The 22,452-nt window shown below is 66.6% G+C and carries 18 protein-coding genes; 4 read left to right on the plus strand and 14 right to left on the minus strand.

The annotated features are described in order from the left end of the window. Positions 1-226: 226 nt before the first annotated feature. The 9 genes from ACFVWT_RS09505 to ACFVWT_RS09545 form a co-directional block, all read right to left on the minus strand. The gene (locus tag ACFVWT_RS09505; protein ID WP_390247418.1) at positions 227-979 is read right to left on the minus strand and encodes a response regulator; all 753 of its coding nucleotides are present in this window, start codon (positions 977-979) and stop codon (positions 227-229) included. Then, entirely contained in the window at positions 976-2,304 is a 1,329-nt protein-coding gene (locus ACFVWT_RS09510; protein ID WP_390247420.1) for a sensor histidine kinase, read from the minus strand. Before ACFVWT_RS09510 ends, ACFVWT_RS09505 begins: the two co-directional genes overlap by 4 nt. Before the next feature lie 38 nt (positions 2,305-2,342). Continuing rightward, entirely contained in the window at positions 2,343-3,269 is a 927-nt protein-coding gene (locus tag ACFVWT_RS09515; RefSeq protein ID WP_390247422.1) for an ABC transporter permease, read from the minus strand. A gap of 3 nt (positions 3,270-3,272) precedes the next feature. Beyond that, a complete protein-coding gene (locus ACFVWT_RS09520) occupies positions 3,273-4,217 on the minus strand; it encodes an ABC transporter ATP-binding protein (RefSeq protein WP_390247424.1) in 945 nt (314 codons plus the stop codon). A 161-nt stretch (positions 4,218-4,378) separates the two neighbouring features. Further along, positions 4,379-5,878: a bifunctional phosphatase PAP2/diacylglycerol kinase family protein gene (locus tag ACFVWT_RS09525; RefSeq protein WP_390247426.1), complete on the minus strand. Its 1,500-nt coding sequence runs from the start codon at positions 5,876-5,878 to the stop codon at positions 4,379-4,381. Between the two features lie 65 nt (positions 5,879-5,943). After that, a complete protein-coding gene (locus tag ACFVWT_RS09530; RefSeq protein WP_390247428.1) occupies positions 5,944-7,146 on the minus strand; it encodes an MFS transporter in 1,203 nt (400 codons plus the stop codon). Beyond that, positions 7,143-7,913 (minus strand): DeoR/GlpR family DNA-binding transcription regulator, encoded by a 771-nt coding sequence (locus ACFVWT_RS09535; RefSeq protein WP_390247430.1) that lies wholly within the window; start codon positions 7,911-7,913, stop codon positions 7,143-7,145. Before ACFVWT_RS09535 ends, ACFVWT_RS09530 begins: the two co-directional genes overlap by 4 nt. 165 nt (positions 7,914-8,078) lie before the next feature. Further along, a complete protein-coding gene (locus ACFVWT_RS09540; RefSeq protein WP_390247432.1) occupies positions 8,079-10,904 on the minus strand; it encodes an FAD-binding and (Fe-S)-binding domain-containing protein in 2,826 nt (941 codons plus the stop codon). Continuing rightward, positions 10,904-12,643 carry an L-lactate permease gene (locus ACFVWT_RS09545; protein WP_390247434.1) on the minus strand — a complete coding sequence of 580 codons (1,740 nt, stop codon included), beginning with the start codon at positions 12,641-12,643 and terminating at the stop codon, positions 10,904-10,906. Before ACFVWT_RS09545 ends, ACFVWT_RS09540 begins: the two co-directional genes overlap by 1 nt. Before the next feature lie 144 nt (positions 12,644-12,787). On the opposite strand from ACFVWT_RS09545, the gene ACFVWT_RS09550 reads away from it, so the two are divergent. After that, positions 12,788-13,480 carry a GntR family transcriptional regulator gene (locus ACFVWT_RS09550; protein WP_390247436.1) on the plus strand — a complete coding sequence of 231 codons (693 nt, stop codon included), beginning with the start codon at positions 12,788-12,790 and terminating at the stop codon, positions 13,478-13,480. Positions 13,481-13,504: 24 nt separating this feature from the next. Here the strand turns inward: ACFVWT_RS09550 and ACFVWT_RS09555 are convergent, their stop codons facing one another. The 4 genes from ACFVWT_RS09555 to ACFVWT_RS09570 all read right to left on the minus strand — a co-directional run bounded on the left by ACFVWT_RS09555 (position 13,505) and on the right by ACFVWT_RS09570 (position 19,307). Beyond that, on the minus strand, positions 13,505-15,187 hold the full coding sequence (locus ACFVWT_RS09555; protein ID WP_390247438.1) for an ABC-F family ATP-binding cassette domain-containing protein: 1,683 nt from the start codon (positions 15,185-15,187) through the stop codon (positions 13,505-13,507). A 37-nt stretch (positions 15,188-15,224) separates the two neighbouring features. Beyond that, complete coding sequence (locus tag ACFVWT_RS09560; RefSeq protein ID WP_390247440.1) at positions 15,225-17,219, minus strand: penicillin-binding transpeptidase domain-containing protein; 1,995 nt, start codon at positions 17,217-17,219, stop codon at positions 15,225-15,227. A gap of 130 nt (positions 17,220-17,349) precedes the next feature. Next, entirely contained in the window at positions 17,350-18,006 is a 657-nt protein-coding gene (locus tag ACFVWT_RS09565) for a response regulator (RefSeq protein ID WP_390247442.1), read from the minus strand. Beyond that, positions 18,003-19,307: a sensor histidine kinase gene (locus ACFVWT_RS09570; protein WP_390247838.1), complete on the minus strand. Its 1,305-nt coding sequence runs from the start codon at positions 19,305-19,307 to the stop codon at positions 18,003-18,005. Before ACFVWT_RS09570 ends, ACFVWT_RS09565 begins: the two co-directional genes overlap by 4 nt. A gap of 201 nt (positions 19,308-19,508) precedes the next feature. Here ACFVWT_RS09570 and ACFVWT_RS09575 point away from each other — a divergent pair, with 201 nt between their 5' ends. Together ACFVWT_RS09575 and ACFVWT_RS09580 are read left to right on the plus strand one after the other, a co-directional pair. Beyond that, complete coding sequence (locus ACFVWT_RS09575; RefSeq protein ID WP_390247444.1) at positions 19,509-20,594, plus strand: FtsX-like permease family protein; 1,086 nt, start codon at positions 19,509-19,511, stop codon at positions 20,592-20,594. 47 nt (positions 20,595-20,641) lie between these two features. Continuing rightward, complete coding sequence (locus tag ACFVWT_RS09580) at positions 20,642-21,355, plus strand: ABC transporter ATP-binding protein (RefSeq protein ID WP_390247446.1); 714 nt, start codon at positions 20,642-20,644, stop codon at positions 21,353-21,355. Here ACFVWT_RS09580 and ACFVWT_RS09585 read toward each other — a convergent pair. Beyond that, positions 21,316-21,720 carry a winged helix-turn-helix transcriptional regulator gene (locus ACFVWT_RS09585; RefSeq protein ID WP_390247448.1) on the minus strand — a complete coding sequence of 135 codons (405 nt, stop codon included), beginning with the start codon at positions 21,718-21,720 and terminating at the stop codon, positions 21,316-21,318. The genes ACFVWT_RS09580 and ACFVWT_RS09585 overlap by 40 nt on opposite strands. Positions 21,721-21,799: 79 nt before the next feature. On the opposite strand from ACFVWT_RS09585, the gene ACFVWT_RS09590 reads away from it, so the two are divergent. Beyond that, a complete protein-coding gene (locus ACFVWT_RS09590; RefSeq protein ID WP_390247450.1) occupies positions 21,800-22,450 on the plus strand; it encodes an NAD(P)-dependent oxidoreductase in 651 nt (216 codons plus the stop codon). Positions 22,451-22,452: the final 2 nt, after the last annotated feature.

Consider the following 22,452-nt stretch of genomic DNA (forward strand, 5'->3'; position numbering starts at 1 on the left):
AAGCGCCGTCCTTCGTTGAGGGTGTGGGCCCCGGGCTACACGGATCACCGTGTTGCAGGCCACATTTCTTTTTCACCCTAGACCCGATGACACCGCCCGGATCATGTGCAGTCGAACATTTTGACGTTACCGCAAAGGGAGCTTCACACAATAAAGAGTATCAATACGCAACACCAGTGACCTTGGGGGCAACTATGAAATGTGCCCGAAATCTACCTCCGAGTAGCTAATAGTCGGGATTGCTGGGTACCACCAGCCCGGTCTCATACGCGTAAACCACCGCCTGCACCCTGTCCCGGAGATGCAGTTTGGCGAGGATCCGGCGCACGTGCGTTTTCACCGTAGCCTCGGAAAGGAAGAACTTGTGGGCGATCTCCGCGTTGGACAGTCCCTCTGCCATGGCCTCCAGCATTTCCGTTTCACGGGGCGTCAAGGCCTCCAGCAGGGGGTCCCTCTGCTGCTCTTCGCCGTGTGGATGCCGGCCCCGGCCGGCCGCCGGAGAGGAGGTGCCCGTTCTTTGTCCGGGAACTGCCGACGGGCTGCCCGCACGGACATAGGCTTCCAGCAGGCGGCGCGTGACGCGGGGCGCCACCACGGCATCGCCGCTTGCCACCACGCGCACGGCACTCACCAGTTCGGCCGGGGCCACGTCCTTGAGCAGAAACGCCGAAGCTCCCGCCTGGAGGCCGGCAAAGGCGTATTCGTCGAGATCGAAGGTGGTCAGGATGATCACCTTCGCCCGGGAGCCGGAGGAGGTCACTGCCCGGGTTGCTTCGATTCCGTCCAGGACCGGCATCCGAACATCCATCAGCACCACGTCGGGGTCCGCTTCCCTGACCTGCCGGATTGCTTCCGCCCCGTCAGATGCTTCGCCCACGATCCGAAGGTCATCCTCGCCCTCAAGGATCAGGCGGAAGCCCATCCTCAGCAGCGGCTGGTCATCCACCAGCAGGACTGTGATCGGTGCACTGCCATTCATGTTTTTCCTTGGTCCCCATTCCAATTCAGAACTGCCCGGACACGCCATCCGCCGCCGGCAGGTCGTCCGGCTTCCACCGTACCGCCGTAAATACCGGCCCGCTCGCGCATCCCGGTCAGGCCCTGGCCGGAACCCGGCACCTTTCCGCCGCCGACCGCCGACCCCGGCCCGCCCGCTGGCCCGTGGCCCACCGTGCCCTTGCCGTCGTCGAGCACGTCAATGGTGACCGTACTTCCCGCACGGACCATGCTCACCTCCACCCGGCTGAGCGCCCGGCCATAGCGGAGGACATTGGTCAACGATTCCTGCACAATCCGGTAGACGGTCAGCTGGAAGGCTGTGTCCTCGGGAAGGGCCGGCCCGGTGTGCGAGTAGTGCAGCGGCAACCCCGCCGTTCGGAAGCCCTCGAGGAGCTTGGCCAGGCTGTTGCCGGCGCTCAGCGGCTGCCGGGGCGCCTGGGCCGCCGGCGACTCGTCACGCAGGACGCCCAGTACCCGGCGCATGTCTCCCAAGGCCGTGCGTCCCGTCCGGGAAATCTCGGCGAGGACCTCAGCGGCGCGCTCCGGGCTCTTCCTGACCACCACGGCGGCACCGTCGGACAAGGTGAGCATCACCGTCAGGGAGTGGGCCACGACGTCGTGCATCTCCCTGGCGATCCGGTTGCGTTCGGTGACTGAACCCAGCTCCGCAGTCCGGGCCGCCCAGGCGGCGATTTCCTCTTCGTGTTCCCGCCGCTGGCGGATGGAAATGCCGATGCCGGTGGCGATGATGTTGGACAGCGTGATGGTGATGCCGGCAACGATGCCAAACACCAGCTGCGAGTTCTCCGGCGCCGCGGGACCGCCGTTGGGAAGGGCACGTTCCAGCGGGCCCACGAGGGTCAGGAAGTACATCAGTGACAGCGGGGCGTTTGCCAGTGCCAGCGCCGTGATGGAGAACCTGCGGGACCGCTGGACGGCCAGCGCATAGAGCGCAAACCACAGCCCCGCGGACACATTGGAACCCCAGGGATGCAGGACCGTGATGCACACTTCCAGCACAGCCACTGTGGCAACAACGGCCACCGGATGGGACCGGCGGAAAAAGAGGGCAGCGGCGACTGCGGCGAGCAGCGCGGTGGCCGCCCAGCCGCCGCCGGGCACGGCATCCACGGCCGTGGGCGTGACCAGCAGCAGGTAGCAGAGCACCACCACCGCATCCATGACCCGGGGCCGCCGGTAAAGGTAGCGGCGGAGCCGGCCGCGGCGGCGGTCGGCGAGTTCGGCAAAGGACGCATCGACCCGGATAAGGGTTGATGCGTCCTTTGCCGATGATTCATGGTGCATCTGACGAGCCTAGACGGCGGTCCCGCCGCCCGCCCCGCTCAAACGTCCCGCTTTTTGAGCAGGACCATGGCCAGGACTGCCGGGATGACCACCCACGCGCCCAGCACCAGGGCCGCCTGCCAGGCCTCGAGGGTTCCGTTCATGTGTTCGACGGCGGTCAGGGGCGCCACCGTGTTGCCGGGGAGGTACTTGCGGGCTTCTTCGAAGAAGTCGCCCGGAATGAGCTGGAAGGCGATGGGGGCCACGAAGAACAGGCCCACCAGGCTCATGATCCCGCCCGCGGAATTGCGGATGATGCTGCCCAGCGACATGCCGATGGAAGCCACAGCGGCCACATAGAGGCTGTTGACGAGCAGGAGCTTCACCGATTGGGAACTGGCAAGGTCCAGGCCCAGGCCGTAGTTGTCCAGGATGGGGACGGACACCAGGCCGGCCAGGAGTGTCGAGACCCCTGTCAGGACGAAGGACACCACTACCACCACAAGGAATTTCGCCACGAAGGCCGGAGTTCTCTTCGGCACGGCTGCGAAGGTGGAACGCGCCATGCCGGTGGTGAATTCGGAGCTCATCAGCAGCACGCCGAGTGATCCCAGGATCAGCTGGGCAAATGCGATGCCGGACGTGGGGGCAGTCACCGCAATGTCCCCGCCCTGGGCCGCCATCTGGGCTGCCGCTTCCGGGTCGGACGCCATCTGCTCGCGGAACTGGCCGGTGGACCACGCGGCCAGGGCACCAAAGCCCACCATCACCAGCATGGTGGAGCCGAGCAGGATCAGCGTGGACAGCAGAGTGCGGAACTTGATGAATTCCGAGTTCAGCACCCGGAGGAAACTGGGGCCTGGTCCGGGGGACGCCGAGTTGCCGGCCGGGCGCGCGGGCTGACCGGAAGGACCACCGGCCCGGGGCCCTGCGTCGCCCTCCGCCCTGCGGCCGGAGGGGTTGGGTTCCAAAGTCGTAGAGCTCATGGCTTACTTCCCTCCGGTCTGCACGGGAACCGCGGCACCCGTAGTGATAAGCGAGTGGTATTCGACCTCATCCTTGGTCAGCTCCATGTACGCCTCTTCGAGGCTTGCCTGGAGCGGGGTGAGTTCGTAGATCATGACGTGGTTGTCCAGGGCCGCGCGGGCGATCTGGCGCGGGTCCAGGCCCTTGACCTCCAGCAGTTCGTGGTCCTGGGCCTCCACTGAAACCCCGGTGCCTGCAAGGAGGTGCATCAGCTGGTCCGGTTGGTCGGTGCGGACCCGGGTGCGGCTCGCGCCCTTCCCGGTGATGATGTCCTTGATGGGCGCGTCCGCGATGATCTTTCCGCGGCCGATCACAATCAGGTGGTCCGCCGTCACAGCCATTTCGCTCATGAGGTGGCTGGACAGGAAGACGGTCCGCCCTTCCGAGGCCAGGTACTTCACCAGGTTGCGGACCCACACCACCCCCTCGGGGTCCAGCCCGTTGACCGGCTCGTCCAGGATGATGGTCTGCGGATCCCCCAGCAGTGCCGCGGCGATGCCCAGCCGCTGCCCCATGCCAAGGGAAAATCCTTTGACCTTCTTTTTGGCGACGTCGGCCAGGCCGGTCATTTCGATGACCTCGTTGACGCGCTTTTTGGGAATGCTGTGCGTCGCGGCCATCGCCAGGAGGTGGTTGTAGGCCGAACGGCCGGTGTGAACGGCCTTGGCGTCCAGCAGGGCGCCCACTTCACGCAGGGGTGCCGCATGCTTGGTGAACGGGACCCCGTTGACGGTGACCGAGCCCGACGTCGGCGCGTCGAGTCCCATGATCATTCTCATCGTTGTGGATTTCCCGGCTCCGTTAGGGCCCAGGAATCCGGTCACCCGGCCCGCCTGGACCGTGAAATCCACTCCGCCCACGGCGGTCTTCTCGCCGTAGACCTTGGACAGGCCTCTTGCTTCAATCATGGAAGCGTTCCTTTGCGTAACGGTGGATGCGGTGACGGCCCTGCTGGTCGCAGTTCCGTTCGTACCAACCACGCTACAGACGCGGGGACCCCATTTCGCCGGTCTCAGGGATGATTCAGGGTGGAATCAGGGTAGTCCCAAGGGATGACCCATCAAGCTGCCTACGCCGGCTTCGGGCAGTAGTAGGTCAGAGCCCCGGGGAGCACCGAGAACTCGACGCGGCGCACGCCCGGCATGGCTTCCCCGTCCACGGCCAATGCCATGGGCGACCCCGCTGCCTCCACCGTCACCTTCGTGGATTCACTCAGGTGTGTGATCCTGGATGTGGCCACCGTGCCGGTGAGCACGGACCACAGGAGCCGTATCCGCGCGAAGGACTCATCGGCAGTGATCATCCGCAGGTCCAGGACACCGTCGTCCATCACCGGCCGCACCAGCGGTGCATGGTCGCGGGGGTAGTAGCGGCCCCGGCCAACGTAAAGGATCCACAGCTTGTGGCGGACGCCGTTCACAATCATCGTGGTGGGCGTGCCGGCCGCGAACGTCCGGAACATTGCGGCCACCCCGGCCAGCGGTTTGCCGAGGGCTGGCTGGAGCTGTTCCCGCCGGCGCACCAGGTTGGGATACAGGCCGATGCTCGCCGTGTTGAGCATGGTCCGTTCCAGCTTTTCGGGGTTTCCGGCCAACCCACGCTCCACCAGGACGTGCCCCACATCCGCCCGGGCAGCCGCGCCGGCGGAAGCGGCCTCGACTGCATCCTCGAGGGTCGAGGTTCCGGCGTCGCGGGCAAAGTGGTTGAGCGTTCCGCCGGGAAGCACCAGCAAGGGCAGTGACAGTTCCACGGCGACCGCCGCGGCGGTACCCACCGTTCCGTCCCCGCCCCAGACGCCGAGCGCTTTCACCTCTGGCCGGCCAGCCACCGCCCTGATCTCAGCAGCGACGTCTCCGTCCTCATCAATCTCGTGTATATGCGCTAAAGGGAATACATCCTGCAGTGCCTTTATGGTTTCCGGCGCATATGAACCGCCCAGTGTGTTGACCGCAATGCTCAGCCCTTGGCCGCCGGGCAGCGTGGCCGCGTCCGTGCCCGTGCGGGCGGTGTTCGGGAAAGGCGGGCGGACGGGCCACCACTTGCGGGTGATCATGGCTGCGCCGGCTCCCAGCGCCGAGCCGAACAGCACATCGGAGGGCCAGTGGGCGCCGGTGTGGACCCGGGAGTAGGCTACGCCGGCGGCCAGGGGTGCCAGCGCGGCGCCAATGGCCGGTTGCACCAGCCCCACCCCCACGGCAAATGCCGCCGCGGACGCCGAATGGCCTGAAGGCATCGAGGAGCTGGTGGGCTGCGGGTTGACGAACCGGAACACGGGGAGGTGCTCCGGCAGCGGCCGGGCCCGGGGCAGGAGTGTTTTGAACACGACGTTGGTGACAGCCGATGCCACACCCTGGGCAATCAGCCCGTGCAACGCGGCACGGCGGGGCTTGCCGGGAATGAGTGCCAGGCCTCCGGCCACCGCAAACCACAGCTTTCCGTGATTCGCGGCGGACGAGAGCCGGCGGAACAGCACATCGTGGTTCCCGCCAGGCAGGTTGGACACGGCTTTGAGTAATGTCCGGTCCAGCCCGGCCACCAGGCCCGGGCCTTTCCTCAGCATCCTTCGCATTTCCCCACCCTACCGCCGACATTGCGGTTGCCGGGGTTGGATGCGGCTGGCGCGTATGGCCGGTTCTACTCGTTGCGGAGTGGCGCACCGGGCAAGGGCTTGGCCGCTCCGGCCAGGAGGAGCGCCACCAGGATGGGCACCATGATCGCGAGCAGCGCCAGGTGGATCCCCGTCAGGTCGCCGAGGTAGCCCAGGAGCGGGGGTCCCGCCAGGAAGGAGATGTAGCCCAGCGTGGACACCACCGAGACGCGGGCTGCGGCTTTCTTCGGATCGTCGGCTGCGGCGGACATGCCCATCGGGAAGGCCAGTGCCGCGCCGATTCCCCAGAGCGCGGCCCCGGCGGTGGCCAGCCACACGTTGCCCGCCAGCACAAAGAGGCCAAGGCCCGCGGCGGCCGCGGCCATGCTGGCGCGCAGCACGGCAACACGGCCGTACTTGTCAATGACGAACCCGCCGCAGAACCGCATGGCCGTCATGGCCAGGACGAATACCGCAAACATCAATGCGCCGGTGGATTCGCTGGTACCCAGCCCATCCACGGAGGCTTTGGCGATCCAGTCGTTCCCGGCACCTTCGGTCAGGGTGGCACCGAGAACCACAACGCCGATCAACAGCGTGCGGCTGTCCCGCCAGGCGGATGCATCCTTCGGTGCGGCTCCTTCGCCGCTGGCGGGGACCTCCGCAGCAATGTGCGGCAGGAAGTAGCGGGGCGCCACCATGGTCAGGACTGCCACGACGGCGGCAATGACCAGCAGGTGGGCGGGGAGTCCCACTCCAAGGCCGGAAAGGCCCGCGCCGATCAAGGCGCCCACGAAGGCACCGCCGCTGAAAGCCGCGTGGAACTGCGGCATGATGGTGCGCTTAAGCCGGTGTTCGACGTCGGCCCCTTCGATATTCTGGGAGACATCCCACAGCCCGACGCCAATGCCAAAGAAGAAAAGCGACACCGCAGTCCCTGGCACCGACTCGGCCGTCAGTGAGAGGGCGATGCCCACCCCTGCCGAGGCGGCCAGCAATCCGCTGGCGCGGACCGTGTTGGCGGTCCCGATCCGGCCCACCACCCATCCCGCGGTTGGAAGGGCGATCAGTGAACCCACTGCCGTGCAAAGGAGCAGCGTTCCCATTTGTCCGGACGTAACGTGCAGGATTTCGGTGACGGCGGGGATGCGGGCTGCCCAACTGGCAAACACGAGACCGTTGATCCCGAAGACCAGGAAGGTGGCGGCAGCCGCAGCGTTCAGCTTCCGGGTGGAGACGGCGATGCTCATACATTCACTACTTTCACTGAGTGTTTTCCAAATTGCTTGAGTTCCTGCGGGCTAAATGACCTGTCCGTGACGATGACGTCCACGGCGTCCAGGGAAGCCACAAGCGCCACCGCGGCAGCGTTCCATTTGGAGCCCGCGCAGGCGGCGACCACCCGGGCGGCAGATTCGAGGCCGGCGCGTTTGACGGCCGCATCGTCGAGGTCGTGTGCCAGCAGTCCGTCTTTGAGGTTGACCGCGCAGGGGGTCACCACGGCCGTGTCGAAGCGGAGGGAGCGGATGTTGGCCTCGGCCAGCGGGCCCCGGAAGCACAGCTCTCCCGGAATCAGGCTTCCGCCCGGAACCAGCAGGGCGGGGTGATGCCCGGCCTGGCCTTCCGCCGTCAAAGCGTTGAGGGCGGGCAGCGACATGGGCATGAGCGTCAGTTCGCGATGCCGCAGCTGGCGGGCTATTCCGGTTGCGGTGGTTCCGCTGTCCAGCCAGACGTGTTCGCGGTCCTGCAGCAGGCCGGCAACGCCGGCGGCAATCCGGGCCTTGGCATCCTGCCCTTCCAGCTCCCGCTGCCCGTACCCGGGGTTCTCGCCGCGGAGCACCAGGCTCTTGGCTCCGCCGTGCACCCGGCGGAGGACGCCATGGACTGCCAGCGTATCCAGGTCGCGGCGGATCGTCGCCCCGGATGCTCCGCACTCCGCGATCAACTCGTCGACGGTCACCTCTTCGCGGTTCCGCAGCAACTCACCGATCAACCGGTGCCGGTCTTCAGTCCTCATGTTCAAATGCTAACTTAAAATGATCATTTAATCAGAAGTGATGAGCGTATTACTGTCGCCGGAGCCCCGACGCTCTCTCACTTCCTGCCACAAAAACGCCATCGCTCTCTCACCGGTGAGAGAGCGATGGCGGAAAACATTCAGGAAGTGAGAGAGCGTCCGGCTTTAGCGGGTGACTTCCTCCAGCAACTCCAGCACGTGCCGGTACTGGGCACCCGTGGCCCGGGTCATGCCCAGTTCGCAGGTGCGGTTGCACGAGGCGTGGGCGGCCGCGTCCATCCCGGCCACTTCCGCGGCCTGCTTCGCGGTGGCGGATGCCGTCAGCTCGGGGTGCAGCATGCCGCGGTCCCCGGCGAACGCGCAACAGCCCCAGTTTTCCGGGACCTCAACCCGGTCGGCCACGGCTCCGGCCACCGCACCCAGGGCATCGTTAAGCCCCATCCGTGTGGACGAGCAGGTGGGGTGGAGGGCCAGGGACTCGAGCTTCCCGTGGTCCGGCAGCCGCGGCAGGATCCGTTCCGCGGCGAAGTCCACGGCGTCCACCAGGCGCAGGGCACGCTGCCCGGCCCCGGGCTCGTCCGACTCCACGGCCTGGCGCAGGCCCTCGGTGCAGGAGGACGCATCGCAGACGATCGGAAGCTCGCCGTCCCGGGTTGCCTCCCGGAGGGCAGCCAAGGTCTTCTCGCGCATAGTCTTCCGGCCGGCATCCATGCCCTTGGAGGACCAGGGTGTGCCGCAGCACAGTCCGTCAATACCCTCCGGTACGAGGAGCGTGAGCCCGGCCCGGCCGCACAGCTGCTCGAAGCTGTACTGGACGCCCCGTCCTTCGGCGTCGGGCCCCGCGCCGGCGGGTCCGAACATGGTCCCCACGCAGGCCGGGAAGTAGACAGCGTCAACTTCGCCCGCCGGCGTCGGACGTTTCCGCACGGAACCGCCGCCCGGCAGTTCGGCGGAATACAGCGGTACGGTGTCCGTGCCGAGCACTGCCCGGGCGGCCTTGTTGGGCGGAGTGATGGCGGCCGCCGGGAGCTTGTCCACCACCGTCAGCGCCAGGGCAGCACCGCGCGTGACGCCTTCCCAGTGCTTGGCAGCGGCATTCCAGACGCCGTTAGCGAACGGGCCGGCGTCGTCCTTCCGCAGCTTCTTCACGAGCGACCCCGTGTTGATGTCCACCGGGCAGGCGGTCTGGCACATCCCGTCCACGGCACAGGTATCCACGGACTCGTACTCGTAGTCCTTCTCCAGTTCCCGGACCAGCGCCGTGTCCCCGGCCAGCCGCGCGGATTCGATGGCGCGCAGCGTGACGATCCGCTGCCGCGGCGTGAGGGTGATGTCCTTACTGGGGCACACCGGTTCGCAGTAGCCGCAGGAAACGCAGCGGTCCACTTCCTCGGCGACGGGCGGTGCCGTCTTGATGTGCCGCAGGTGTGCCAGCGGGTCCTCGTCCATCAGCACGCCGGGGTTGAGCATCCCGGCGGGGTCGAAGAGCTGCTTGATGCTGCGCATGACGTCGTAGAGCTCGTCACCGTACTGCCGGCGGACGTACGGGGCCATGACGCGCCCGGTCCCGTGCTCGGCCTTCAGCGATCCGCCCTCGGTGAGGACCAGGTCCACCATGTCCTCGGTGAAGGCGCTGTAGCGGTCCAGCTCGGCCTTTGTGGCGAAGCCGTCGGTCAGCATGAAGTGAACGTTGCCGTCCTTGGCGTGGCCGAAGATCACGCTGTTGCTGTAGCTGTATTTGTCGAAGAGCCGGATCAGTTCCCGGCAGGTCCGGCCCAGCACCGGGACGGGGACCACGATGTCCTCCAGCAGGGCGGTGGTGCCTTGGGGACGGGCTCCGGCCACCGAGGCGTAGAGGCCCTTGCGCAACTGCCAGAGCTGTCCGCGTTCCCGGCCGTCACCGGTGAACCGGGCAGGCGCGGCCAGCCCGAGTCCCTGGAGTACATCCTCGCCGTTGCCCTGGAGTTCCGCCAGGTCTCCGGCGCTGCCGGCGGAGTACTCCACGAGCAGGGCGGCATGCTCCCGGACCGCCAGGTCCTGCACGACGGCGGGAGTTCCCTTGAGCGTCTGGCCCACCTTGAGTGACAGCGCATCCATCAGCTCGATAGTTGCGGCCCCGGTTCCGACAACGTCAGGCAGGGCCCCGTTGGCGGCCTCAAGGTCCGGGAACACCAGCAGTCCCGCGGCAGCATGCTGGAGCCGGGGGATGGTGCGGAAGACAGCCTCTGCCACGAAACCCAGGGTGCCTTCGCTGCCGACGATCAGGTGGGCCATGATGTCCACCGGGGTCTGGAAGTCCAACAGGGAGTTCAGTCCGTAGCCCATGGTGTTCTTCATGGCGAACTGCTGCCGGATCTTGCTAACTGAGTCCGCGTTGCTCCGGACCCGCTCCGCCAGCCGGGCCAGGCCTGTGTATAGCACCGGCTCGAGGGTACGGAGTTTCCGGTCGGCGTCGGGTGCGCCGGTGTCGATCACGGTGCCGGAGGGCAGCACCACCGTCAAGGACTCCAGGGTGCGGTAGGTGTTGTCAACAGTGCCGCAGTTCATGCCGGAGGAATTGTTGGCCACCACACCGCCGATGGTGCACGCTGCCTCACTGGCAGGATCCGGGCCGAACTTCCGTCCGTAGCGGGCGAGCCTGGCATTGAGCGCCCGGACCGTGACGCCGGGCTGGACGCGGACCCGCGCACCGTCGTCGAGCACTTCAATGTCCTTGAAGTTGCGGCGCACGTCCACCAGCACACCATCGGTCACCGCCTGGCCGCTCAGGCTGGTTCCGCCGGAGCGGAGGGTCAGGGGCACGCCCTGGGCGGCACTGGCGCGCAGCAGTCCGCCCACGTCGGCGGCACTTCCGGCCGTGACCACAGCCTGCGGGATCAGCAGGAAATGCGAGGCGTCGTGGGCGTTCGCGTGCAGATCGATCGCACGGGTCTTCACCTGGGCCGGATCCTTTACCGCCGCGCGGAGGCCGGCCATGTCCAGGGTTGCCATCAGGGGACCATCCAGCCCAGTACGGGGGTGGACTGCAGGAAGATCAGCACAGTGATGAGCACCAGCAGGCCCACGCTCCAGCCGAGGAGTTTCCGGAAAAGGGTCCCCTCGGCCCCGTCAAGGCCCACCGCAGCCGAGGCCACGGCAAGGTTCTGCAGCGACAGCATTTTGCCCATCACGCCGGCGGAGGAGTTGGAGGCTGCCATCAGTACCGGAGACAGCCCGGTCTGTGCCGCTGCGGTGGCCTGCATCTGTCCAAACAGGGAGTTGGAGGACGTGTCGGAACCGGTGAGGGCCACGCCGATCCATCCGATCAGCGGTGAGAGGATGGCGAAGAAGCCGCCCGCCGAGGCCAGCGCAAAGCCGAGGGTGGTGGTCTGGCCGGACAGGTTCATCACGAACGATAGCCCCAGGACGGCGGTGACGGTTACGATCGTCCAGCGCAGCTGTACGAGTGTGTCCCGGTAGATGCGCAGGCCCTGTGATGCAGTGACCTTGTACAGCACCATGGTGAGCAGGCCGGAGAACATCAGCAGGGTGCCGGTGGCCTTGAGGTGGTCGAGCTTGAATTTGGTGGCCGCAACCGGCTTGCCGGCCGAATCGGTGATGTCCAGGCCGGGCCAGGCGAACGTCACGCTGCCCACCTGGCCCAGCCAGGTCTTGACGAACGGGATTTGCGCCACCGAGAACACGGCGATGATGATCAGGTAGGGAGCGATCGCCATCCAAATCTGCCGTGGTTCCGGCCGGGAGTTGTCGGCGGGAACCGACGGGCCTGAGGGGGCTGCCCGGTGTTCGGCGCCGGAACCACCCGCCGCTCCGCCAGCGGAACCGCTACGACGGGAGCCGGAAACGGACCCGACGGCGGCGGCGGCGCGGGCAGCTTCCGGTGCGGTTTCCACGGCGCCGCCCATTCCGACGATTTCCTTCGGCTGCCAGACCTTCAGCATCAGCAGCACCGCGGCCACTGTCACAACGGCGGCAACAACATCGGTCAGTTCCACAGCGAAGAAGTTGGAGGTCACGAACTGGGCTGCGCCGAAGGCGACGCCGGCCACCAGGGCCACGGGCCAGGTCTGTTTCACGCCGCGCCGGCCGTCCACGATGAACACGAGCAGCAGCGGCACTATGAGCGCAATGAACGGCGTCTGGCGGCCGGCCATGGAGGACAGGTCGTGCAGCGGCAGGCCGGTGACGCCATTCAGGGCGATGATCGGCGCGGCCATCGCTCCGAACGCGACAGGAGCCGTGTTGGCCAGCAGCGACACCACGGCCGACTTCAGCGGTTTCATGCCGGCAGCCATCAGCATGGCTGCGGAAATCGCCACAGGTGCCCCGAAACCGGCCAGGGATTCCAGCAGCGCGCCAAAGCAGAAGGCGATCAGGATGGAGAGGATGCGGAGGTCATTCGAGATGGAACGGATGGTCCGGCCCAGCACCTCGAACCAGGGGGTGGCCACTGTGAGCCGGTAGATCCACAGTGCATTGACCAGGATCCACAGGATGGGGAACAGGCCGTAGAAGATGCCCGCTGCCGTGGCGCTCAGGGCCTGGTTGACCGGCATCCGCCAGCCGACGATGGCCAGGACGAGGGAAAGCGCCAGGCTGGCCAGGGCCGCCTTCGGTGCCTTGACCTTGAAGACGCCCAGTAGGACGAAGAGCAGGACGAGGGGAAGGGCCGCGCAAAGGGCTGAAATCACCAGGGACCCGGCAATGGGGTCGAGGATCTGCTGAAACATGTGTCTCCAGATTGTGTTAGGCGTCACAACACCGTGGCGCCCTACGATTGTCTAACAAGTACACATGATGGTCAAGAGAGACTTGTTGACTTGTCTGGCAAGATTGAGGTGAATCAAGAAACTCTTGGCGGGAATGGAGCTCCGGTGGCCGGCCGAATTGCAGCAGTCTCGATCGTTGATGCGATCGCCGCGGATTTGCGGAGCCGGATCTTTGCCGGGGACCTCGGTTCCGGCCAGACCCTCACCGAGACGGAAGTCGCCTCGTCCTATGAGGTGGCACGTCCCACGGCGAAGGCATCGATCGAGAAGCTCGTCGCAGAGGGACTACTGGACCGCGGAACGCACAAGACCGCCCGGGTAGTGGACCTCGGACCGGACTCGGTGCGGGATATCTACCTGGCCCGCGCCTATCTGGAAAGCGAAGTGCTCCGCAGGCTCGCCCGCACCAGGGAGGTGCCGGAAGCGGCCCTGCAGGCCAACCGCGACATCGCTGCGGTGCAGACGGGCGCTCCGCTCGACGTCGTCGAACCGGACATGCGGTTCCATACCAGCCTGATTGACGCCGTCGGCAACGAGCGGATCAGCAGGATGTACCGCTCACTCGTGGGCGAGGTGCGGCTGTGCATGGTCCGCATCCAGTCCCTGCACCTCCTGGACACAGCCCTGATCCAGGCCGAGCACCAGAAGATCCTCGAACTTATTGAGGCCGGTCGGGGGGACGCCGCCGCCGAACTGCTCGACGAGCACCTTGGGCGGGCACGGGAACGGCTGGTGGCCGCCATGGGAGGAACTGCCGGCCCGGAGGCCGGGGTACGCTCCGAACTGCTGCCGGAGTAACCGGCACACGGAGAGGCTCGTTGGCTAGCGGACGCGCTCGACTCGCTTCTCATCCCAGACCGGCTCCGCGGATTCGTAGACCTTTCCGTCCGAACCGAACACCAGGAAGCGGTCGAAGGTACGGGCGAACCAGCGGTCGTGCGTGACAGCCAGGACAGTTCCCTCGAAGTGGTCGATGGCCCGTTCCAGGGCCTCGGCCGAGTGCAGGTCCAGGTTGTCGGTGGGCTCGTCGAGGAGCAGCAGGGTGGCGCCGGAAAGCTGCAGCAGCAGGATCTGGAACCGCGCCTGCTGGCCGCCGGACAAGGATTCGTACTTCTGCTCCGACTGGGATGCCAGGCCGTACCCGTCCAGGGCGCCGGCAGCTGCCTCGCGGCCGAGCCCGGAACGGTGCTCGTCGCCGCGGTGCAGGATCTCCAGGAGCGTCTTACCCAGCAGGTCCGGGCGGACGTGGGTCTGCGCGAAGAAGCCGGGACGGATGCGGGCGCCTAGTTTCACGGTGCCTTCGTGCGGCACTTCGGCGATGTCGACGTCGGACACCGGAAGGTGCTCCCGCTCGGGGTCCGTTCCCCCGGTGGCGAGCAGCCGGAGGAAGTGGCTCTTGCCGGAACCGTTGGAACCAAGCACCCCCACGCGGTCCCCGAACCAGACCTCGGTGGAGAACGGCTTCATCAGCCCGATCAGTTCCAGCCTTTCGGCCACAATAGCGCGCTTGGCCGTGCGGCCGCCCTTGAGCCTCATCTGCACGTTCTGCTCGATCGGCAACGCCTCGGGCGGACCGGCTTCGAGGAACTTCGCCAGCCGGGTCTGCGCCGCGTGGTAGCGGTTGGCCATATCTGAGCGGAACGCCGCCTTGTTCTTGTACATGTTGACGAGTTCCTTGAGCTTCACGTGCTCCTCGTCCCAGCGTTTGCGCAGCTCTTCGAAGCGGGCGTTGCGGTCCGCGCGCGCCTCCACGTAGGACCCGAAGCCGCCGCCGTGGACCCAGGCTCCGGCCCCGTTGATGCCCGGCTCAAGCGTCACAATCCGGCCGGCGGCGTTGTTCAGCAGCTCGCGGTCGTGGCTGATGAAGAACACGGTTTTCTTGGACTCGTTGAGCTTGGCCTCGAGCCAGCGCTTGCCCGGGACGTCGAGATAGTTGTCCGGTTCGTCGAGGAGCAGCAGCTCGTCGGGGCCTGCGAAGAGTGCCTCCAGTACCAGCCGCTTCTGCTCGCCGCCGGAGAGGCTCGACGCCGGGCGGTGCTGCGCGCGGTCGAACGGAAGTCCCAGCGCGGCCATGCAGACCTCGTCCCAGACGGTCTCGACGTCGTAGCCGCCGGCGTCTCCCCAGTCGACGATTGCCTGGGCGTACTTCATTTGGGTGGGCTCGTCGTCGTGCTCCATCATGGCCATCTCGGCGTCGTCCACGGCCCGGGCAGCGGCCGCCAGGGCGGGCGGCGCCGCGGAGACGAGGAGATCGCGGACCGTGGAATCATCCCGTACCTGGCCCACGAACTGGCGCATGATGCCCATGTTCCCGGACCGGCCGATCACGCCTTCATCCGGCACAAGGTCGCCGGAAATGATGCGGAAAAGCGTGGTCTTGCCCGTTCCGTTGGGTCCGATCAGCGCCGTCTTGGTGCCGTCCGGGACCTTGAAGGTCACCCCGTTCAGCAGCTGCGTGCCGTCGGAGAGGAAGTAATCAATATTGGAAACGTCAATATGAGCCACGCTTTCAATCTTCCCACGCCGCGTGTCGGTGCCTTGGTTAACCGGCGGCGACCAGGAAGTCTTTGAGCAAGGGACCGGATGTTGTGGCTCCCAGGCCACCCTCTTCGACGAAGACGGCTACGGCGAGGTCGCCGTGCACAGCCACAATCCAGGCGTGCGTCTTGGGCGGGTTTTCATTGCCGAATTCGGCGGTGCCGGTCTTGGCCCCCACCGGTTCCCCCGGCACTGAGGCCAGGAAGCCGGCGTGTCCGGAGGTGACCACAGCGCGCATCATGTCGGCCAAGGCCGCAGCTTCTGCCGCAGTGACCGGTTTCTCCGCAGCTTTCGCGGGAGCAGGCGCGGTGGAGGACAACGACGGCGATGTTCCGGCCGCCGTCGGGCTTCCGGACGCCTCAGGGGTTGCGCTGCCGGACCCTGCTTCCGGGTTCAGCACGAGGGAAGGGGACACGGGGGAGCCCTTGGCGACGGACCCGGCCATCACGGCGGCAGCCAACGGCGAGAGCAGCACCTTGCCCTGCCCGATCATGGAAGCGGCATGCTCGGTTCCCTCAGCTTCACCGGGGACCGAGCCAAGGAAGGCATCCGCCCCCAGCCCGGGCGCCTCGACGGCAACACCGAGAGAGGTGGCTGCGGATTCGAGCTGGGCCTGGCTGACGGAATCGCGGGCCGCGATGAAGGCGGTGTTGCAGGAGTGCGCAAATGCATCCCGCAGCGTGACGGATCCCAGGGAGTCTTCCGGATAGCCCTCGGCGTTCTTGAATGTGCGGCCGTCCACCGTGAGCGTGGGCGTGCATTCAACCTTGGAGTCTGGGGTCATGCCGTTGCGGATCATGGCTAGCGAATCCACCATCTTGAACGTTGAGCCAGGAGCGTACTGTCCCAGCATGGCGGTGTTGTAGCCGTTGCTGCCAGGTCCCGACGCCGCGGCCAGGACGGCACCGCTGGAAGGGCGTAGCGCAACAATGGCGGACGCCGGCCCCACGTCCGCCAGAACGTCTTCGGCGAGCTGTTGCAGCCTGGGGTCCAGCGTGGTTTTCACCGGGGTTCCAGGTTTCATTTCAACCTGGAACAGGCTCCGGCGCCCTTCGTTGGGCAAGGCCTGCCTCTCCTCGGCGGTAAGCCCTGCCTTTTCGGCGAAGACCTGGATCCCGTCCGTGCCGCGGAGTTGGGCATCGTATTGCTGCTGAAGCCCTCCGGTACCGGTGGTGTCCCCGGCTTTGAGCGCTCCGCCCGATTTCTCGATTTGTTCGGCATTCGCTTCGGCAGCCGTGCCCAGGAGGGCGCGGGCGAAGGTGCGGGTTGGCGCCAGCGGCAGGAGGCCGGCGATGGACCTGGCGCCGGGAATCCGGGCGATCTGCTCGTCCGTGATGGTCCGGCCGTCCTGCCGGAGGGTGATGGCTGTGACGAAAGCCTCCGGGCCGGCCGCCTGGACCTGCTGCGTGTAGGCGGCGGGGTCCACTCCCACCAGTTGGGCTAGCTGGGTGGCGGATGCAGCGGGGTCGGCGGAAGCCAGCTTGGGCTTGTCTATGCCAACGTTCACCACCGGCCGGTAGGTGACGAGTTTCGCGTCACCGGCGCCGAGGATATCCGCCCGTTGCGGGGACTCGGCGGCGACGCCGACAACTTCGCCGTCCGCCAGTTCGGGGACCAGCAGGGCCGGTTTCCACACGGTCAGCCACTTGTCGCCGGACTTCTTCAGTTCGGCGGAGGCGGTGTACTTCCACTCGCCGGAGCCGACCTTCCAGCTGTAATTCAGCGGGACCGTGGCGGTGTCCTTCTCCAGCGTCAATTCTCCGGCTTCAACGGCCGGTTTGACGGGATCGAGCGCCTGGAAGACTTCTTTCAGCTTCTCGTTTGCTGCTGCGGCGTCGGTACCTTCAAAGGCGACGGAGCCGACGTCCAGCGCTGCCACCGCCGAGGCGAGCTGCTTCGCTGCGTCCTGCGCGCCGGCACGGCCGTCGTCGCAGGCCACCAGCGAGCCGCCAATAATGAATCCGACAAGAGCAAGCGAAAGTTTCTGAAAGTTCCCCATCGCGCCATTATGCCCGCAAGCCCGGACAAAGTTCTTGTCACATGGACCCTGTTGAAAGACACCTGTCCGGCGGCAGGCAGGCGACAGGCAGGCGGCAGGCAGGCGGCCTGCCGCCTGTCGGGACTCCGGTTTACACGGGCCGGATGATCCGGCGTTGCGTCGCCACGGAAATCGCCGCGGTGCGGTTGTCCACGCCGAGCTTGCCGTAGATGTGCACCAGATGGGTCTTGACAGTGGCCTCGGAAATGAAGAGCCGCCGGGCGATGGCGCGGTTCGGCAATCCGGTGGCCAGCAGCTGCAGCAATTGAATTTCCCGTGCGGACAGCGCCGGTTCGGGATTGCGGATCCTGCCCATCAGCCGGGCAGCCACCTCGGGTGCCAGGGCCGTCCCGCCTGCCGCGGCGGAGAGGACGGCCTGGCGGATGTGCTCCGGCGGCGCATCCTTGAGCATGTAGCCGCTGGCGCCGGCTTCGACGGCGGCCAGGATGTCGGCGTCGGAATCAAAAGTGGTAAGGATCAGCACCGGCGGCGCGGGCGTGCCCGCCTCGCCGGCCTTGATTCTTTGCGTGGCCGTGACGCCGTCCATGCCGTCTCCCATTTGCAGGTCCATCAGGACCACGTCCACGGGCTCGCCGAGCGTGCGGAGCCTGGCGAGATGGGCCAGCGCAGCGGCACCATCACCGGCTTCCGCCGCCACAGTGATGCCCTCGAAGTCGCTCAGCATGGAGCGGAGACCGGCGCGGACCACGGGATGGTCGTCCACCAGAAGGATCCGGATTCCGCTCATGACTGGTCCCCGATTGCCGGCATTCCGGCGGCCGCCGCACTGTCCACCAGCGGGAGCCGGATGGCCACCACCGTTCCCTCACCCGGAGCGGATTCGATGTCGAGAGTTCCCGCCAGGGCGGTCACGCGTTCCCGGAGGGACCGGAGGCCGTACCCGGAACCGTCCTTCCTGTGCGGGCTGTCCCCGGATCCCTCCGGCTCCGGCCGGAAGCCCACGCCGTCGTCGTAAATGTCCATGGCCACTTCGGTGCCCATGAAGGACAAAGTTACGACGGCGGTGCTTGCCTTCGCGTGCACCCAGACGTTGGCAAGGCTCGCCTGGGCGGCACGCAGGAGCGTGGTGGAGTACGGGTTGGACAGCTCAACGGGGGTGCCTTCGAGGTCGAAGCGGCAACGAAAGCCAGCCCCGCGGGCCGCCGCCTCGGCTTCGGTCTTTTCACAGAGCCGGCGGAGGCTGCCCGCCAGGGACATCTGCTCGAGGTCCGGGGACTGCAGGCCGCGGACGAAGTTGCGGGCCTCGGCGAGGTTGGCGGACGCGGTCTCCTGCACGGTTCGGAGCCGACCGCGCGCCGTCGCCGTGTCGCCGTCGTCTAGCGCCTTCTCGGCCGAGCGGCCCATCAGCACGATGCTGGAGAAGCCCTGGGCCAGGGTGTCGTGTATTTCACGGGCCAGGCGTGCCCGCTCGGTCAGGGTGCCGGCGTCGTGCTGGCTGCGGGCCAGTTCCCCGCGTGTCCGCCGCAACTCCTCGGCTGCAAGCCGCTGGTTCTTCGCCTCCAGGTAGAGCGCCCGGTATGCGAGGCCGGTGATCACGGCGAAGGCTGCACCAAAGACCGGCCCCAGCACCATCGGCAATTCCAGCGCAGGTCCGGCGGCGCCCCGGTTATGGAACCAGAGCGCCACCACAACCAGGACAGTGGACGCTGCAATGACAGGCAGGGCCACCCGTCGCGGCAGCACGTGCAGCTGCAGGAAGAAGAGCGGAAAGGCCAGCCAGACGAAGTCCGCGCTGGACCAGATCAGCACCAGCCACAGGGCCGAGACCGCGCCAAGCCACCACGCCGCGTAACGCCGCGGGTCGAAACGGTTGGGGTTCGTGGAGTGGCGTTTCTCCAGCACGGTGCCGATAAGGTAGACGGCTGCGAGCAGCAGGGCGAGGACCAGGCTGAACCAGCTGGACGGCACCGGCCCTGACATGAGGACGCGCGCGGTGGCCACCAGGAGCAGGACAGCGAACCCCACGTGGAGGCTGACCCTCAGTAGCCGCAGGATTATCGCGGATCCGCTGGATTCGCCCGGTATCAACACATGCCTCGCATCAATCCAGCGTATCCTCCGGCACCGGGCTTACCGGGCGAAACGGGAACGCGCGGGCGGAGATCAACCTTTTGGTTGACCCGCGGCTCCACCACCTGCCTGCAGCTGACCAACCGGCATGCCGATGTGCATTGCCCAACGCGGCGGAAGAGTGGAACGAGCACGCCACACTGCCACGAAAGGAACCCCGTGTTTCTCGCCATTCGCGATCTCCGCTTTGCCAAAGGACGCTTTGCCCTGATGGCAGCCGTCATCGCCCTGATCACTTTGTTGCTCGTGATGCTCTCGGGACTGACCGCCGGGCTGGGAAACCAGTCGACGTCGGCAATCGCCTCGCTGCCGGCCGACCAGATCGTGTTCGACGCCCCCGCCGGAAAACCGGCCAAGGCATCGTTCACCGAATCGGAGGTCCGCCGGGACCAGCTGGCCGTGTGGTCCGGACGGGATGGTGTTTCGGGGGTGGAGGCGCTCGGCATCAGCCAGGCCCGCGCCCAGGCCGTTGGTCCCGGCGGAGCCCCGGCGGGTACCGCAAATGTGGCCGTCTTTGGAACCGGTAACGGCCTGTCCGGGGACCCGGGGGACGGAACCGTTACCGTGGGCGAAACCCTCGCTGCGGACCTGCACCTCAGCCGCGGCAGCCTGCTGGCAGTGGGCGGGGTGGACCTTGCCGTTGCGGACATCGTCCCGGACGAGTGGTATTCACATACCGCCGTCATCCGGACGTCGCTGAATGACTGGCGGCAACTGTCCCGCGCAGGCAGCGGGTCCCTCGGCACTGTGCTGGCCGTGACGTTCGACGCCGGCGCCCAGGTTGACGTGGACGCCGCAAATGCTGCGGCGGGTACAGTCAGCGCCACCCGTGAAGGGTCGTTTCAGGCGCTGGGGTCGTTCAAAAGCGAGAACGGCTCGCTGGTGCTGATGCAGGCGTTCCTTTACGGCATCTCCGCCTTGGTGATCGTGGCTTTCCTGACGGTGTGGACTGTTCAACGGACCAGGGACATAGCTGTCGTCAAGGCGATGGGCGGGTCACCGGGTTATGTGCTCCGGGATGCGATGGCGCAGGCCGGCATGGTGCTGGCTGCCGGGACGGTGACCGGCGGCGGAGCAGGATTGCTCGGCGGCCTTTTTGCGGCGCAGGCTGCACCCTTCCTGGTCACTCCGGCCACCACCCTGGTACCCATCGCGGGCATCCTGCTCCTGGGTCTCGGCGGAGCCGCCGTGGCGGTCCGCGGTGTTACCCGGGTCGACCCGCTGCTCGCCCTCGGCGGCAACTGACAACTGACTTCCCCCGTTACAGCTATATTCCTCGAAAGGAATACTCAATGGACACGCCGCTCAACCTTGTCAACGTCACGCTCGAGTACCCGGACGGGGAAACAAGCCTCAAAGCGCTGGACCAGGTAAACCTCGCCGTTGGCGCAGGGGACTTCCTCGCCCTCGTAGGGCCCTCGGGGTCCGGAAAATCATCCTTGCTGGCCGTCTCCGCTGCGCTTATCAGGCCCACGTCCGGTGCCGTGACAATCGACGGCGAGGTGATCGCGCGCCTGCGGGACGCTGAACTGACAGCACTGCGTCGGGAGAAGATCGGCATTATTTTCCAGCAACCCAACCTCCTGCCGTCCCTGACTGCAGCCGAACAGCTCATTCTGGCGGACCACCTGCGCGGGAAGCCCCCGGCGGCCGCCCGCAGGCGCGCCGCTGAGCTTCTGGACGTCGTCGGGCTCGGCAGCGTGCGGGACAAACGCCCTCACCAGTTGTCGGGCGGCCAGCGGCAACGCGTCAACATTGCACGGGCCTTGATGGGCCGGCCCAGGGTGCTGCTGGTGGACGAACCGACGGCGGCTCTGGACCACGAGCGAAGCGCCGGCATTGTCCGGTTATTGCGCGAGGTCACGGACGAATTCAATGTGGCCACAGTGATGGTCACGCACGACACTGAATTCGTGTCACTGACGGATACCGTGGCCACCATGCGGGACGGGCGGATCCGTTCCCTTCAGCCTTCAGGCATTGTCACATCACGGGCTTCGTCGTAGGCGTCCCGGGCGTTCAGAATGCTGGGAACGTTGGACTCGGCCCACTCCCGGAGGACCGTAAGGGGGCCCAACAGCGATAACCCCAGTTCAGTCAGTTGGTAGTCGACCCGGGGAGGGACCTGGGCGTATACCTTCCGGGTGATCAGCCCGTCGCGTTCCAGCGTTCTCAGGGTCTGGGTCAGGACCTTGGGTGTGATGACGTGGACGTGCTTGCGCAGTTCGGAGAAGCGGACGGGACCTTCGGCCAGCACCTGAACCACCAGCGACGCCCATTTGTCGCCGATTCGCTGGAACACAACCCTGGACGGGCACCGCGGATCCATGATGTCCGCAGTGGGCGGGGCCACGGGCGTGATGGTATGCATTCGGCACCTCGTTTCTTCTGAGCCTCTAGGTATCCTAGAGATACTGTGAATTCCTACGGTACCCAATACGAGGAGCGGCATGAAAATCGCAGTGTATGGTGCCACCGGAATGGTGGGCGGCCAGATCGTCAAAGAATCGTTGCGGCGGGGTCATGACGTCACGGCCATTTCGCGGACAGGCGCGGCGGTACCCGGCGCTACGGCGTGCCGGGCGGAACTGGCAGACATGAGGACGTTTACCAGCGTTGCAAAGGATCACGACGCCGTTGTGCTGGCCACGGTGCCCAGCCGCACGGGCGGGGATCACGGCGAATGGCTGGCTGCGATGAAGGCGGCCTTCGGCAGTGCCGGCACGACGCGACTGCTGGTGGTGGGCGGAGCGGGGTCGCTCGAAATCAACGGTGTGCGCCTGTGCGATTCCCCCGACTTCCCCGAGCCGTACCGTCCCGAGGCCCGCAGCATGGCCGCCGCCTATGACGAGATCCGCTCAGCTCCGGAGGCCCTTAACTGGACCATGCTGGCGCCCGCCCCCGTCATGCAGCCGGGGACCCGGAGCGGCAAGTACGTGACAGCGGACAATTCGCCTGCGGGGCGGTCCATCACCACCCAGGACTTCGCCGTGGCCCTGCTGGACGAGCTGGAGACACCGTCCCACCGCCGCACCCGTTTTACGGTGGCAAACCCTGAAGCCAAGACGGACGCGTCCGCGCCGGTGCAGCCCGTGTCCTGATT

It is taken from the genome of Arthrobacter sp. NPDC058288 (assembly GCF_042880995.1).
Lineage (GTDB): Bacteria > Actinomycetota > Actinomycetes > Actinomycetales > Micrococcaceae > Arthrobacter.

Excerpts from the sequence above, each read along its gene's own strand:
- ACFVWT_RS09525 (WP_390247426.1), bottom strand. The coding sequence starts at position 5,878 with ATGCGAAGGATGCTGAGGAAAGGCCCGGGCCTGGTGGCCGGGCTGGAC.
- ACFVWT_RS09520 (WP_390247424.1), bottom strand. The coding sequence starts at position 4,217 with ATGATTGAAGCAAGAGGCCTGTCCAAGGTCTACGGCGAGAAGACCGCC.
- ACFVWT_RS09510 (WP_390247420.1), bottom strand. The coding sequence starts at position 2,304 with ATGCACCATGAATCATCGGCAAAGGACGCATCAACCCTTATCCGGGTC.
- ACFVWT_RS09580 (WP_390247446.1), top strand. The coding sequence starts at position 20,642 with ATGGACACGCCGCTCAACCTTGTCAACGTCACGCTCGAGTACCCGGAC.
- ACFVWT_RS09505 (WP_390247418.1), bottom strand. The coding sequence starts at position 979 with ATGAATGGCAGTGCACCGATCACAGTCCTGCTGGTGGATGACCAGCCG.
- ACFVWT_RS09585 (WP_390247448.1), bottom strand. The coding sequence starts at position 21,720 with ATGCATACCATCACGCCCGTGGCCCCGCCCACTGCGGACATCATGGAT.
- ACFVWT_RS09560 (WP_390247440.1), bottom strand. The coding sequence starts at position 17,219 with ATGGGGAACTTTCAGAAACTTTCGCTTGCTCTTGTCGGATTCATTATT.
- ACFVWT_RS09535 (WP_390247430.1), bottom strand. The coding sequence starts at position 7,913 with ATGAGGACTGAAGACCGGCACCGGTTGATCGGTGAGTTGCTGCGGAAC.
- ACFVWT_RS09540 (WP_390247432.1), bottom strand. The coding sequence starts at position 10,904 with ATGGCAACCCTGGACATGGCCGGCCTCCGCGCGGCGGTAAAGGATCCG.
- ACFVWT_RS09530 (WP_390247428.1), bottom strand. The coding sequence starts at position 7,146 with ATGAGCATCGCCGTCTCCACCCGGAAGCTGAACGCTGCGGCTGCCGCC.
- ACFVWT_RS09590 (WP_390247450.1), top strand. The coding sequence starts at position 21,800 with ATGAAAATCGCAGTGTATGGTGCCACCGGAATGGTGGGCGGCCAGATC.
- ACFVWT_RS09545 (WP_390247434.1), bottom strand. The coding sequence starts at position 12,643 with ATGTTTCAGCAGATCCTCGACCCCATTGCCGGGTCCCTGGTGATTTCA.
- ACFVWT_RS09515 (WP_390247422.1), bottom strand. The coding sequence starts at position 3,269 with ATGAGCTCTACGACTTTGGAACCCAACCCCTCCGGCCGCAGGGCGGAG.
- ACFVWT_RS09565 (WP_390247442.1), bottom strand. The coding sequence starts at position 18,006 with ATGAGCGGAATCCGGATCCTTCTGGTGGACGACCATCCCGTGGTCCGC.